The organism is Ancalomicrobiaceae bacterium S20, from assembly GCA_040269895.1.
GTDB classification, from domain to species: Bacteria; Pseudomonadota; Alphaproteobacteria; order Rhizobiales; family Ancalomicrobiaceae; genus Methyloraptor; species Methyloraptor flagellatus.
On the sequence record CP158568.1, the window covers coordinates 792388 to 805580 of the forward strand.

Consider the following 13193-nt stretch of genomic DNA (forward strand, 5'->3'; position numbering starts at 1 on the left):
TGGAGTGTCGCCTGCAAACTTGAAACAGACCGTTCACGCCCGGATCGAACCGTCCTCCGTCGCGGTCAAGGCAATCGCGATCTGCGCTGCGACCGCGGCGTTACCGATCACCAGCGACCGGTTGGTCTCGAGCGAGCGGCCGCCCGAAAGCTCCACGATTCGGCCGAGCAGGAACGGCGTCACGGCCTTGCCGGAGATGCCGCGGCTCGTCGCCTCGTCGAGCGCCCGTGCGATCCAGCCCTCGACCTCCTCCCGAGCGATCTCGGCCTCGACGGCGACCGGGTTGGCAACCAGGATCCCTCCGGACAAGCCCAAGGCGCGACGGGCCGAAACAAAGCGTGCGACGTCCTCGGCATCTTCGACCGACAAGGGACAGGAAAGGCCGCTGTCACGGGACCAGAATGCCGGAAACCGATCGGTGCCCCAGCCGACCACGGGAACGCCCAGCGTCTCCAACACTTCGAGCGTCTTGGGCAGGTCGAGAATCGCCTTGGCGCCGGCGGACACGACGACGACATCACTCTTGGCGAACTCGTGAAGATCGGCCGAAATATCGAAGCTCGTTTCGGCGCCGCGATGCACGCCGCCGATGCCGCCTGTCGCGAATACGCTGATTCCCGCGGCCGCGGCGGCGATCATGGTCGCCGCCACCGTCGTGGCACCGGGGCGTCCGGTGGACACGGCAAAAGCCAGATCGGCTCGCGACAGCTTCATGACCGAAGACGCACGCGCCAGCCGTTCCAGATCGGCATCGTCTAGCCCGATCCGCACCCGTCCGTCGAGCACCGCGATCGTTGCGGGCGTCGCGCCCGCGGTGCGAACCGTCGCCTCGAGCGTTCGGGCTATTTCCAGGTTCCGCGGCCAGGGCAGGCCGTGCGATATGATTGTCGACTCTAGCGCAACCACCGGACGCCCTTGCGTTCGTGCCGATGCGACCTCTGTCGAAAACGCGAGCCAGTCCTTATCCACGCCGCCCCCCTCGCTCTCTCCGGACGGCGATTCCTCGGCCGGGCGTCCGACATGGAGCTCAGGCACGATGAACGGCCACGGAGAACGTGTCAAGAACAAAATGGCGAAAGCCTTTTGAGAACAGAAAGGTGTGGCCCCTCTTGCGGAATGGAACAAATCATGTACATTAACTGCGTTGAACGGGTTCGGGCGACATGGGATAAGGAGAGCGGCGATGGCTCAGGCGACACTCCGCCTCGTCGAAGGGGACGGCATGGACAAGACGAAGGCGTTGGACGCCGCACTCGCGCAGATCGAGCGGAACTTCGGCAAGGGCTCGATCATGCGCCTCGGGCAGGGCAAGGTCGTCGAGGTCGAGACTGTGCCGACCGGATCGCTCGGCCTCGACATCGCGCTCGGGATCGGCGGTCTGCCGAGGGGGCGCATCGTCGAAATCTACGGACCGGAGTCGTCGGGCAAGACGACGCTCGCGCTGCATTGCGTCGCTGAGGCGCAGAAGAAGGGTGGTGTGTGTGCCTTCGTCGATGCCGAGCACGCGCTTGATCCGATCTACGCGCGCAAGCTCGGGGTCAATCTCGACGATCTGCTGATTTCCCAGCCGGATGCGGGTGAACAGGCGCTCGAGATCTCGGACACGCTGGTGCGGTCCGGAGCGGTCGACGTGCTGGTCATTGATTCGGTTGCGGCGCTGACGCCCAAGGCGGAGTTGGAAGGCGAGATGGGCGACTCGCTCCCCGGTCTCCAGGCCCGTCTGATGAGCCAAGCGCTCCGCAAGCTGACCGCTTCGATTTCGAAGTCTCGGACGATGGTGATCTTCATCAACCAGATCCGGCAGAAGATCGGCGTGATGTTCGGTAATCCGGAGACGACGACCGGCGGCAACGCGCTCAAGTTCTATGCGTCGGTGCGTCTCGACATCCGTCGTATCGGCGCGATCAAGGACAAGGATGAGATCACCGGCAACCAGACGCGCGTCAAGGTGGTCAAGAACAAACTGGCGCCGCCGTTCAAGGAAGTCGAGTTCGACATCATGTACGGCGAGGGCATCTCGAAGGTCGGCGAGCTGATCGATCTCGGCGTCAAGGCTGGCGTGGTCGAGAAGGCGGGATCCTGGTTCTCCTTCGAGAGTCAGCGTATTGGCCAGGGGCGCGAGAACGCGAAACAGTTTTTGAAGGACAATCCGGACGTTGCCCGTCGCATCGAGCTGTCCTTGCGGCAGAATGCCGGCCTGATCGCGGACAAGATCATACCGACCGGCACGGCCGAGGACGAGGACGGACCGGTGACGGGCGATTGATCGGTTCGGTTTCTGTTTCGGGAGACTGAATGTGATAGTCGGGCCGACGTTTGTCGGCCCGGCGGTTTCGAGATCTATTCGAAGGGTGTTCGTCGGAGCGACTTCGGAGGGAGGTCGTTTCGTTCCGCTGTGTGTGCTTGGTCGATGCCGCACCGTCGGGATTTCTGGACAGGCGATGGGGCGGTCGTTAAAACCGCCGACCGGAGCATGAGAGAGGTCCGAGAGTTTCCATGAGCGGCGTCAACGATATCCGAGCGACATTCCTCGATTATTTTGCAAAGGCCGGTCATGCGGTCGTTCCGTCGAGCCCTCTGGTGCCGCGCAACGATCCGACGCTCATGTTCGCCAACTCCGGCATGGTTCAGTTCAAGAACTTGTTCACCGGGATCGAGAAGCGTGACTACGTGCGGGCGACAACGGCACAGAAGTGCGTGCGGGCCGGCGGGAAGCATAACGATCTCGACAACGTCGGCTATACGGCCCGTCATCATACGTTCTTCGAGATGCTCGGGAATTTTTCGTTCGGCGATTATTTCAAGGATCGCGCGATCGAACTCGCCTGGAATCTGGTCACCAAGGAGTTCGGGCTCGATCGTAGCAAGCTGCTCGTGACGGTGTATTCCGAGGACGACGAAGCCTATGAGCTCTGGCGCAAGATCGCGGGCCTTTCGGACCGGCGGATCATCAGGATCTCGACCTCCGACAACTTCTGGCAGATGGGCGATACGGGCCCGTGTGGTCCCTGTTCGGAGATCTTCTACGATCACGGCGATCATATCTGGGGCGGTCCTCCCGGTAGCCCCGAGGCCGATGGCGACCGGTTCATCGAAATCTGGAATCTCGTGTTCATGCAGTACGAGCAGTTCCAGGGTGGTGGCCGCGTGGCGCTGCCGAAGCCTTCTATCGATACGGGTATGGGGCTCGAGCGTATTGCTGCCGTGCTTCAGGGCGTTCACGACAATTACGATATCGATCTGTTCAAGACGCTGATCCGTGCCTCGGTCGAACTGACCGGGCGCCCGGCGGATGACGCGCAGCGCGCGAGCCATCGCGTGATCGCCGACCATCTCCGCGCAACGAGCTTCCTGATCTCGGACGGTGTCCTGCCGTCGAACGAGGGCCGTGGCTACGTGCTCAGGCGCATCATGCGTCGGGCCATGCGCCATGCGCACCTTCTCGGCGCGCGGGAGCCGCTGCTGTGGCGTCTCGTGCCGACGCTGGTCGCCGAGATGGGGCGTGCCTATCCGGAGCTCGTTCGCGCCGAAGCGCTGATCACGGAGACGCTGAAGCTCGAGGAGACGCGATTCCGGCGCACGCTGGAGCGCGGCCTCGGTCTGCTCGACGAAGCGACGAACGGAATGAGCACCGGCGACATGCTCGACGGCGAAACGGCCTTCAAGCTCTACGACACCTACGGCTTCCCGCTCGATCTCACGCAGGATGCGCTGCGTCAGCGCGGGATCCACGTCAATATCGACGGTTTCCAGGACGCAATGGCACGCCAAAAGGCCGAGGCGCGCGCCAACTGGGCCGGCTCGGGCGAGGCGGCCTCGGCGGCGATCTGGTTCGGGCTGAAGGAGAAGGTCGGTCCGACCGAGTTCCTGGGCTATGACACCGAGACCGCGGAGGCGGTCGTCGCGGCCGTGGTCGCCGGCGGTGCCGAGGTGACGGCCCTGACGGCCGGGCAGGAAGGCGCGATCATCGTCAACCAGACGCCGTTCTATGGCGAGTCCGGCGGCCAGGTCGGCGACACCGGCGTCATTCTCGGCGAGGGCTTGCGCTTCCGCGTGACCGACACGCAGAAGGAAGGCGAAGGTCTGTTCGTCCATCACGGTGTCGTCGAGGCCGGGACGATCGCGGCGGGACTCGCGGTTCAGATGGTGGTCGACCATGGGCGGCGGTCGGCGATCCGCGCGAACCACTCGGCGACGCATCTGCTTCACGAGGCGCTGCGGGAGGTGCTCGGCGATCACGTGGCGCAGAAGGGCTCGATGGTGTCGGCCGATCGGCTGCGCTTCGACTTCTCGCATCCGAAGCCGATCTCGGCGGAGGAGATTGCCCGGGTCGAGGAGATCGCCAATACGATCATCCTGCAGAACGCGCCGGTCGTGACGCGGCTGATGGCGGTCGATGATGCGATCGAGTCCGGCGCACGCGCGCTGTTCGGGGAAAAGTACGGGGACGAAGTCCGCGTCGTCTCGATGGGCACGTACGAAGACGGCAACCGCGCCGGCAAGTCCTATTCGGTCGAACTCTGCGGCGGTACGCACGTCAACCGGACCGGCGACATCGGCCTCGTCTCGGTTGTCGGGGAGAGCGCTGTGGCGGCCGGCGTCCGCCGGCTCGAGGCGCTGACCGCGCGCTCGGCGCGTCGGCATCTGGTGGCCCAGGACGAGCGGGTGCGCAGCTTGGCGGCGGTTCTGAAGACGTCGCAGGCCGAGGTTGTCGCCCGCGTGGAGGCGGTCGTCGACGAGCGGCGCAAACTCGAGCGCGAGCTCGGCGATGCCAAGCGCAAGCTCGCCATGGGCGGTGGCGGTGGTGCTTCGGGCGACGGCGTGAAGACCTTCGGCGAGGTGAAGTTCCTCGGCCGCGTGGTCAGCGGCATCGCGCCGAAGGATCTGAAGGGCGTCGTCGACGATGCCAAGGCCTCGATCGGGTCGGGCGTCGTCGCGATCGCGGGCGTCGGCGACGACGGCAAGGCTGGCATCGTCGTCGGCGTGACGGCGGACGTCGCCGGCCGGTTCAATGCGGTCGATCTCGTGCGCATCGGCTCTGAGCTCGTCGGCGGCAAGGGCGGCGGTGGCCGCCCGGACATGGCGCAGGCCGGCGGTCCGGACGGTGCCAAGGCGGCGGAGGCGATCGAGGCGATTTCGGCGCGGGTCGAGGCCTTGGCCGGCGCGTGACGCGACACCTCCGCCGAGGCGTCGGTCCAGGCCTCGCGGGAACATCCGGCGGGGCGGCCCGGTCGGCGAGTTCGTGCTCGGGCGGTCTTCGGGACCTTCGGCGCGGATTGCGACGAGGCCTGCGTCGTGGGGCGCGAACGCGTCCGTTGCGGCGGGCTGGCCGTCGGAGCGGTGCGCTCCGACGGGAGGCTTCGTCGATCGCAAGGCTACGGCCGGCTCTGCGCGGGCCGTCACATGAGCGGGGAAGGGGGTATCGATGGCGGACCTCGGAACCGCGGGCGCGCTGAAGCGGCGGGTCTACGAGGTGTTGGAGGTCGGCGCGGGCGGCGATGCGGTCGCGCGCTTCGTCGATCGAACCATCGTGGCGCTGATCGTCTTCAATCTGACGGCGGTCGTGCTGGAGACAGTGCCGAGCCTTGCGGCCGGTTACGGCCGTTACTTCGTCGCTGTCGAGGCGGCAACGGTCGCACTCTTCGCGGTCGAGTATGTCGCCCGCGTCTGGGTCGCCGACCTCAGCCCTCCGTACCGGCGGCTGCCGTCGGGGGCGGCGCGGCTGCGCGCCATGGTTCAGCCGGCGCTGCTGATCGACCTCTTCGCCGTGTTGCCGACGCTGCTCGGCTTCCTGTTCGACGTATGGGACGTGAACGTCTTCGTGGTGTTCCGGCTGCTCCGGTTCCTCAAGCTCGCGCGCTATTCGCCCGGGCTGAGATCGCTCTGGAGCGCCGTGGCCTCGGAGCGGCGGGCGCTGGTGGCGAGCGCGGTCGTCATGGCCGGCTTGATCGTATCGGCCGCCTCGCTGATGCATGTGATCGAGGGCGCGGTCCAGCCCGACAAGTTCGGATCGATCCCGCTCGCGATGTACTGGGCCGTGACGACGCTGACCACGGTCGGCTACGGCGACTTCGTGCCGGTAACGCCGCTCGGCCGGATCCTGTCGGGCATCGTCATGCTGTTCGGCTTCTGCATGTTCGCCCTGCCGGTCGGCATCGTCGCGACCGCGTTCGCGCGCGAGGTGCACAGCCGCGATTTCGTCGTGACCTGGGGCATGGTCGCGCGGGTGCCGCTGTTCGCCGAGCTGGCGGCGGCCGAGATCGCCGACGTGATGCGGCTCTTGCGCGCGCAGACGGTCGAGCCCGGTACGGTGATCACCTCGGCCGGTGAGCCGGCGCATTCGATGTATTTCATTGCCGCCGGTACGGTCGAGGTCGATCTGCCGCAAAAGAAGCTGACGCTCGGCGAAGGGGCGTTCTTCGGCGAGATCGCGATCCTGAAGCGCGTGCGTCGCTCGGCGGACGTGATCGCGCTGACCCAGTGCCGACTGCTGGTGCTCGATGCCGACGATCTGCACTTCCTGATGCAGAAGCGGCCGGTCATCGGCCACCACATCCGCGCGGTCGCCAAGGCGCGGATCGAAGGCGAGGAAGTGACGCCGCGCGGCGACATCGCCGCGGAGGAGTTGCCGGGCCGGAGCGCGGCCGAGCCGGTCAGACCGCCAGATTCATAGCGATCGAGATCCGCTCGCCTTCGCCCTCGAACGGCTTCACGGCATGCGGAATCCAGGACGGGAACACGACGAACTGGCCCGGTTGCGGCTCGTAATATTCCGAGGCACCGGCGGTGATGCAGTTCTTGATGCCCATGCGCAGGCTCGGCGCATACATGATCGGCAGCACGCCGCGCGGATCGACCAGCTCCAGCTCGCCAGCGTGCGGTGTGCGGTCCTCGTCCTGTTCGGGCACGGCGACGTAGTAGCAGGCCGACCAGTAGGCGCCGGCGTGGGTATGGACCTCGTTGCGGTCGCCGCGGCGATTGACGTTGGCCCAGGCGCTGACCCGCCACGGGATCTCGGCGCGCTCGAAGCTGCCGGCGGCCATCACGAAAGTGAGCTCGGAGGCGACCTTGGCGATCGCGGCGGTCAGTGCCGCGCCGGCCGGACCCGCCCAGGTCTCGAAATCGTCGGTCGACTGCCAGCCGCCCATGTTGCTCTTGGCGACGCTCGGCTGTGTTGCGGCGCGGCTGCGGATCGCCGCTTCCAGGGCCCTGTTGAGGGTCTCGGCGTCGTCGATCTCGGCGACCACGAAGGGGGTCGGGAAGATCGGCACGATGCTCATGTCCTTGACGGCGGGCTGGGCGAAAGACATGGGCTGGTCCTGGCTGGAAGGGCGGGCGGGCGCGCTGGCCCGAATCGAGGCGATGCCCGCAGCTTGCCGCATCGGCAGATGCCGAACCAGTCGATGTGTGTTTCCCGATATGTCTGATGCATGCGTAGCGACGCGTCGGAGCGGGGCCAGGGGCGCCGGAAAGGAGAGCCGCGCACGAAAAAGCCCCGGACCGTTGGCCGGGCCGGGGCTCATTGCGGGCGTAGGGGCAGGCGAAGCGGCGCAGCGGCCGCCTCGCCGGTGCCTCACTTCCAGTTGGCCATCTCGGCTTCGAGGTTCGAGGCGACCTTCTCGAGGAAGCCGGTGGTCGACAGCCACTTCTGTTCGGCGCCGACCAGGAGTGCCAGGTCCTTGGTCATGAAGCCGGCTTCGACCGTGTCGACGCAGACCTTCTCGAGGGTCGCGGCGAAGCGGGCGAGATCGGCGTTGTCGTCGAGCTTGGCGCGATGGGCGAGGCCACGGGTCCAGGCGAAGATCGACGCGATCGAGTTGGTCGAGGTCTCCTTGCCCTTCTGGTGCTCGCGGTAGTGGCGGGTCACGGTGCCGTGGGCGGCCTCGGCCTCGACGGTCTTGCCGTCCGGCGTCAGCAGCACCGAGGTCATCAGGCCGAGCGAGCCGAAGCCCTGCGCGACCGTGTCCGACTGCACGTCGCCGTCGTAGTTCTTGCAGGCCCAGACGTAGCCGCCGGACCACTTGAGCGCCGAGGCGACCATGTCGTCGATCAGGCGATGCTCGTAGGTGATCTTCAGCTCGTCGAACTTGGCCTTGAACTCGGTCTCGTAGACTTCCTGGAAGATGTCCTTGAAGCGGCCGTCGTAGGCCTTGAGGATCGTGTTCTTGGTCGACAGGTAGACCGGCCACTTGCGCATCAGGCCGTACATCATCGAGGCGCGGGCGAACTCGCGGATCGACTCGTCGAGATTGTACATGGCCATCGCGACGCCGGCGCCCGGCGCGTCGAAGACTTCCTTCTCGATCACCTGGCCGTCCTCGCCGACGAACTTGATCGTCAGCTTGCCCTTGCCGGGGAACTTGAAGTCGGTCGCGCGGTACTGGTCGCCGAAGGCGTGGCGGCCGACGACGATCGGCTGCGTCCAGCCGGGGACGAGGCGCGGCACGTTCTTGCAGATGATCGGCTCGCGGAAGATCACGCCGCCGAGGATGTTGCGGATCGTGCCGTTCGGCGACTTCCACATCTGCTTGAGGTTGAATTCCTTCACGCGCGCCTCATCCGGCGTGATGGTCGCGCACTTGATGCCGACGCCGTGCTTCTTGATCGCGTGGGCGGCGTCGATCGTGACCTGATCGTTGGTCGCGTCGCGGTTCTCGACCGAGAGGTCGTAGTATTCGATCTGAAGATCGAGGTAAGGCAGGATCAGCTTGTCCTTGATGAGCTGCCAGATGATCCGGGTCATCTCGTCGCCGTCGAGATCGACGACCGGGTTCGCTACCTTGATCTTCGCCATGGGAAGTTCCCTCTGTTCGGGGGCCGCGGACCGGCGCGGCCGATCGCTTTTCGCGGGCGCGAAACGAATGCGGCGGTCTATATCGCGGCGATTTGCCGCCGCCAAGCTATCCGTTTCGGGGAAGGGCGGAATTCAGCGCCGTTTCGGCTTCGATGCGATGAAATTTTCCTGAGCCTCGATCGTCTCGGCGCGGCCGTCGACCTGTTCGGCCTTGCAGGCGCCCGGCAGGACCGCGCCGCAGACGCGCGCGAGCTCCTTCCAGCCGACACAGCGGCCGTTCGGGCCGCGGTAGCCGGGACCGCCCTTGCAGCCGCAGCCACGGCAGGGCGGCGCCGACGGATCGCCCTTGGGCGTGGCGACCAGTGTTTCGCTCGCGGGGTCGGGGTTGTCCGGCGTGCAATGCGTGCTCGGCGGGATGCCGCATCGGTCCTCGAGCTGGCGCCAGGTGACACAGTGCCCCGCATCGTCGCGCCAGCCCGGCGCGCCGGCCTCGCAGGCGAAGGCACCGCCGAGCGTGATGCCGAGGCCGAGCGCGATCGCCGCGACGCGCAGGGCCGCGGCGAGGCACGGGGGCGAAATTCGCCGGCGAGGCGGGCGGGACACTCTTTCGCGTCGCATGCGACGGCCATATAGAAACGCCTTCCGCGCCACAACGAGCCGCCAACCGGGGATTTCAATCTGAGATGGATGCGCCGCAGCCCATGACGTCCGCTCTTCCGCCCGTCATCATTCTGGTCGAGACGCAGATGGGCGAGAACATCGGCGCGGCGGCGCGTGCGATGGCGAACTTCGGCCTGAAGGAGCTCCGGCTCGTCAAACCGCGCGACGGCTGGCCGAACGACAAGGCGCGGGCGGCGGCCTCGCGCGGCGACACGATCATCGACGAGGTCCGGCTGTTCGACCGGCTGGAGGACGCGATCACCGATCTCGAACTCGTCTTCGCCACCACGGCGCGTCCGCACGACATCGCCAAGGAGGTCGTGTCGCCGGCGGTCGCGGCGGGCGAGATGATGGCGGCGGCGTCGAGCGGGGCGCGGGTGGGCGTCGTGTTCGGACGCGAGAAGTGGGGGCTGACCTCGGACGAGGTCGGGCTCGCCGACAAGATCTGCACGGTGCCAGTCGATCCGGTGTTCGCCTCGCTCAATGTCGGGCAGGCGGTGATCCTGGTCGCCTACGAATGGCGCAAGCTGGTGGTCGGCGATGCGGCCTGGACGCCGTTCGGCGAGAAGGAGCGCTCGCCGCAGGCGACGAAGGCGGATGTGTTGCGCTTCTTCGAGCATCTGGAGCGGTCGCTCGACGCGGTCGAGTTCTTCCGGCCGCCTGAGAAGCGCCAGCACATGGTGCGCAACCTGCGCCAGATCTTCCAGAAGGCGCGGCTCTCCGATCAGGAGGTGCGCACGCTCCGCGGCATGGTCGCCGCGCTCGAGCGCCGGCCGACGCGGCTGACCCTGTCGCGCGAGGCCGAGGTTCAGGCGGGAGAGGGGCAGGGTGGCGGTGGGCAGGGACCGTTGGGCGGCGCCGACGACGCGGCGCGCAAGGACTGACACGGCCCCGGCGCGCCGTTCATATTCATATCTCGTCAACCAATTCGAAACCGCGTCTTAACCTCGTCCATGCCTTCTTATCGCCGAGGCCGGGCGATAGAAGGTTTTGCGTCGCGCCCGCGCCCACCCCTTTCGCTGGCGTCGCCCTCATCGGACCGCCCATGCCCAGCGCTTCCGCTCCCCTCGCTCCGTCGCCCACGCCTCTCCTGGCGGCGGAGCCGCCGTGCCGGCGGATCCTCGTGTTCGATTCCGGCGTCGGCGGCCTCTCGGTGCTGCGCGAGATCCGGCGTGCCGAGCCCGGCGCCGACATCATCTATGTCGCCGACGATGCGGCGTTTCCGTACGGCGCGTGGGGCGAGTCGGAGCTGGTGGCGCGTATCGTGGCGCTGATGGCCCGGCTGATCGACGCGTTCCGGCCCGACATGGTGGTCATCGCCTGCAACACCGCCTCGACGCTGGTGCTGCCGGGCCTGCGCGCGCGCTTCGCCTTGCCCTTCGTCGGCACCGTGCCGGCGATCAAGCCGGCGGCGACGGCGACGCAGAGCCGGCTCGTCAGCGTGCTGGCGACGCCGGGGACCGTAAAGCGCGACTATACGCGCGCGCTGATCGATACTTACGCGAGCCATATCGGCGTTACGCTGGTCGGCTCGGAGCATCTGGCCGCGCTCGCCGAGGCGCACATGCGCGGCGAGCCGATCGACGAGGCGCGGGTCGCGGCCGAGATCCGGCCGTGCTTCCGGCGCGCGGGCGGCCAGCGCACCGATATGATCGTGCTCGGCTGCACGCATTATCCGTTCCTGACCGCGATCTTCGAACGGGTCGCGCCCTGGCCGGTCACGTGGATCGATCCGGCGCCGGCGATCGCCCGACGCGTGTCGAGCCTGCTCGCCGGAGCCGGACGCGCGTCCCATGCCGAGGCCGACGATGTCGGGCCGGGGCGGGTGGTGTTCACATCCGGCCGTCCGGTTCCGACCGCGCTGGCGCCGCTGCTCGTCGCGCTCGGGATCGGCGAGCCGGTCCGCTTCGTCGCGCCGCGCGACGGCGTCTGACCCGGCGCTCGACCGGTTCAGAGCCGGCGAAGCTTGACTTCCAGCGCCTCGGGCTCTAACACCACGCCAGCTTCGCGGGCCTCGACGGCCCGCGAAGCCGTTTAGCGCACCCGTGGATCCGCTCGCACGCTCGATGCCGGATCCTGTCGGCCCCCGAGAGGGGGCAGAGGAGGGCGCGGTTCTCGAAACCCAAAGCCTCGGGGCGCAAGCCTCGCGGGCGAAAAACACGTGAGAACGCGATGTCGAAGCGTCATTCCGCGAAGTTCAAGATCGACCGCCGCATGGGCCAGAATCTCTGGGGCCGCGGCAAGTCTCCGGTCAACAAGCGCGAGTACGGCCCGGGCCAGCACGGCCAGCGCCGCAAGGGCAAGGTGTCGGACTACGGCGCCCAGCTCAAGGCCAAGCAGAAGCTCAAGGGCTACTACGGCAACATCTCCGAGAAGCAGTTCAAGAAGGTCTACTTCGAGGCCATCCGTCTGAAGGGCGACTCGTCGGAGAACCTGATCGGCCTGCTGGAGCGCCGTCTCGACGCGGTCGTGTACCGCGCCAAGTTCGTGCCGACCCCGTTCGCCGCGCGCCAGTTCGTCAACCACGGCCACATCCTGGTCAACGGCCGCCGCGTCAACGTGGCGTCGTACCGGGTCAAGGTCGGCGACGTGATCGAGGTCAAGCAGGCTTCGAAGCAGCTCGCCCTGGTGCTCGAGGCCTCGCAGTCGGCCGAGCGCGACGTGCCGGAGTATCTCGAGGTCGATCACGGCAAGATGGTCGCCAAGTTCGTGCGCACCCCGGGCCTCACCGACGTGCCGTACCCGGTGCACATGGAACCGAACCTGGTCGTCGAGTTCTACTCGCGCTGATCGGGTGGTCCGGACGGCGTCCGGACCGGTTCCGCGGGCTCATCGAGCCGCAAAATGGAAAGGCCGCCTCCGGGGCGGCCTTTTTCGTTGGGGCGCTTTTCGTCCGTGGGCCTTGCGCAAGGCTGCTGGGAGGAGACGGCGGCGACGAGCAGCGTACACATGCCGGCATCGACAACACGGCACCGGCCGTGCAGCCGAACGCGGTTCGGGCGCGAAACTCAGGCCGCGAAGCACTCCGGTGCGCAGGCCCGCGCGGAGGGGGCGAAGCCGCCGGCGAGGCGCAGTGACTGCGCGACCAGGAAACGCTCGACCGCATGGCGATCGAGGCCGTCGCGCGCGAGCACCGCCTCGACGATCTCGTCGTCGAGGATCTCGTGCAGGCTCGGCTCGGTCGCCGGATCGGCCCACGCGGATGCGCCGTCGCCGTCGGACATGCCCTCGCCGGTGTGCCGGCCGTTCAAGCCGGCAAGTGCCTGATAGATGGTCGAGCGATTGGCTCCGTCGCGCTGGACCCGGCACCAGTCCAGCGGGCGCTGCGTTCCTTCCGAGAAGCAAACGGTCATAGCGGCCTCCTCTGTTCCCACCGTCGCGAGACTCGCCGCCCAATCGGGCAGCAACGCGGCAGACCGGAGCCCCCGAACCGATCTCTCCCGGGCAAATTAGCGCCGCGCCATGTCAGCGGCGTGAATGTCGCTGCGGCGTACGTAATCCCACCCGATCGATCGCCGGCGCCGGCCCTCACATGCGCGTGAGCGCAGCACTCCCTCATCGAGCCCAAGCTTTCGTGCTCGGTGCTTCGCTTATCGACTTTCAGTATGATTCGTTCGGAGCTGTCGTGCAACGAATGATTTGCTGAAATTCCTTGTATCGCGAGGATGGATTGCACATTGCTGGAGATCTGCGCTGATATATATTGCAGCGCACACAGTATTTGCTGCGCAGATGCGGC

The 13193-nt window shown here is 67.0% G+C and carries 11 protein-coding genes; 6 read left to right on the forward strand and 5 right to left on the reverse strand.

The window, feature by feature from the left end; all coding sequences use genetic code 11:
- Positions 1–33: 33 nt before the first annotated feature.
- The gene (locus tag ABS361_03735) at positions 34–969 is read right to left on the reverse strand and encodes a pseudouridine-5'-phosphate glycosidase (GenBank protein XBY45406.1); all 936 of its coding nucleotides are present in this window, start codon (positions 967–969) and stop codon (positions 34–36) included.
- A 214-nt stretch (positions 970–1183) separates the two neighbouring features.
- Here ABS361_03735 and recA point away from each other — a divergent pair, with 214 nt between their 5' ends.
- From recA to ABS361_03750, 3 genes are all read left to right on the forward strand, one after another.
- A complete protein-coding gene (recA, locus tag ABS361_03740; GenBank protein XBY46802.1) occupies positions 1184–2266 on the forward strand; it encodes a recombinase RecA in 1083 nt (360 codons plus the stop codon).
- A 230-nt stretch (positions 2267–2496) separates the two neighbouring features.
- Complete coding sequence (gene alaS, locus ABS361_03745) at positions 2497–5169, forward strand: alanine--tRNA ligase (protein XBY45407.1); 2673 nt, start codon at positions 2497–2499, stop codon at positions 5167–5169.
- A gap of 256 nt (positions 5170–5425) precedes the next feature.
- Positions 5426–6673, forward strand: a complete 1248-nt coding sequence (locus ABS361_03750) for a cyclic nucleotide-gated ion channel (protein XBY45408.1) — start codon at positions 5426–5428, stop codon at positions 6671–6673.
- Here the strand turns inward: ABS361_03750 and ABS361_03755 are convergent.
- From ABS361_03755 to ABS361_03765, 3 genes are all read right to left on the reverse strand, one after another.
- Entirely contained in the window at positions 6654–7310 is a 657-nt protein-coding gene (locus ABS361_03755) for a TIGR02466 family protein (GenBank protein XBY45409.1), read from the reverse strand. The genes ABS361_03750 and ABS361_03755 overlap by 20 nt on opposite strands.
- Positions 7311–7573: 263 nt before the next feature.
- Positions 7574–8794: an NADP-dependent isocitrate dehydrogenase gene (locus ABS361_03760; GenBank protein ID XBY45410.1), complete on the reverse strand. Its 1221-nt coding sequence runs from the start codon at positions 8792–8794 to the stop codon at positions 7574–7576.
- A 132-nt stretch (positions 8795–8926) separates the two neighbouring features.
- A complete protein-coding gene (locus ABS361_03765; GenBank protein ID XBY45411.1) occupies positions 8927–9397 on the reverse strand; it encodes a hypothetical protein in 471 nt (156 codons plus the stop codon).
- A 98-nt stretch (positions 9398–9495) separates the two neighbouring features.
- Between ABS361_03765 and ABS361_03770 the strand changes: the two genes are divergently transcribed.
- From ABS361_03770 to rpsD, 3 genes are all read left to right on the forward strand, one after another.
- The gene (locus ABS361_03770) at positions 9496–10338 is read left to right on the forward strand and encodes an RNA methyltransferase (protein ID XBY45412.1); all 843 of its coding nucleotides are present in this window, start codon (positions 9496–9498) and stop codon (positions 10336–10338) included.
- Positions 10339–10499: 161 nt separating this feature from the next.
- The gene (gene murI / locus ABS361_03775) at positions 10500–11387 is read left to right on the forward strand and encodes a glutamate racemase (GenBank protein ID XBY45413.1); all 888 of its coding nucleotides are present in this window, start codon (positions 10500–10502) and stop codon (positions 11385–11387) included.
- Between the two features lie 239 nt (positions 11388–11626).
- On the forward strand, positions 11627–12244 hold the full coding sequence (rpsD, locus tag ABS361_03780; protein ID XBY45414.1) for a 30S ribosomal protein S4: 618 nt from the start codon (positions 11627–11629) through the stop codon (positions 12242–12244).
- Between the two features lie 218 nt (positions 12245–12462).
- On the opposite strand, the gene ABS361_03785 is transcribed toward rpsD, so the two are convergent.
- The gene (locus tag ABS361_03785; protein XBY45415.1) at positions 12463–12807 is read right to left on the reverse strand and encodes a hypothetical protein; all 345 of its coding nucleotides are present in this window, start codon (positions 12805–12807) and stop codon (positions 12463–12465) included.
- Positions 12808–13193 lie beyond the last annotated feature (386 nt).

Bases quoted from the DNA above. Each gene is read 5' to 3' on its own strand.
- recA (XBY46802.1), top strand. From the start codon at position 1,184: ATGGCTCAGGCGACACTCCGCCTCGTCGAAGGGGACGGCATGGACAAG.
- alaS (XBY45407.1), top strand. From the start codon at position 2,497: ATGAGCGGCGTCAACGATATCCGAGCGACATTCCTCGATTATTTTGCA.
- ABS361_03750 (XBY45408.1), top strand. From the start codon at position 5,426: ATGGCGGACCTCGGAACCGCGGGCGCGCTGAAGCGGCGGGTCTACGAG.
- ABS361_03755 (XBY45409.1), bottom strand. From the start codon at position 7,310: ATGTCTTTCGCCCAGCCCGCCGTCAAGGACATGAGCATCGTGCCGATC.
- ABS361_03760 (XBY45410.1), bottom strand. From the start codon at position 8,794: ATGGCGAAGATCAAGGTAGCGAACCCGGTCGTCGATCTCGACGGCGAC.
- ABS361_03770 (XBY45412.1), top strand. From the start codon at position 9,496: ATGACGTCCGCTCTTCCGCCCGTCATCATTCTGGTCGAGACGCAGATG.
- murI (XBY45413.1), top strand. From the start codon at position 10,500: ATGCCCAGCGCTTCCGCTCCCCTCGCTCCGTCGCCCACGCCTCTCCTG.
- rpsD (XBY45414.1), top strand. From the start codon at position 11,627: ATGTCGAAGCGTCATTCCGCGAAGTTCAAGATCGACCGCCGCATGGGC.
- ABS361_03785 (XBY45415.1), bottom strand. From the start codon at position 12,807: ATGACCGTTTGCTTCTCGGAAGGAACGCAGCGCCCGCTGGACTGGTGC.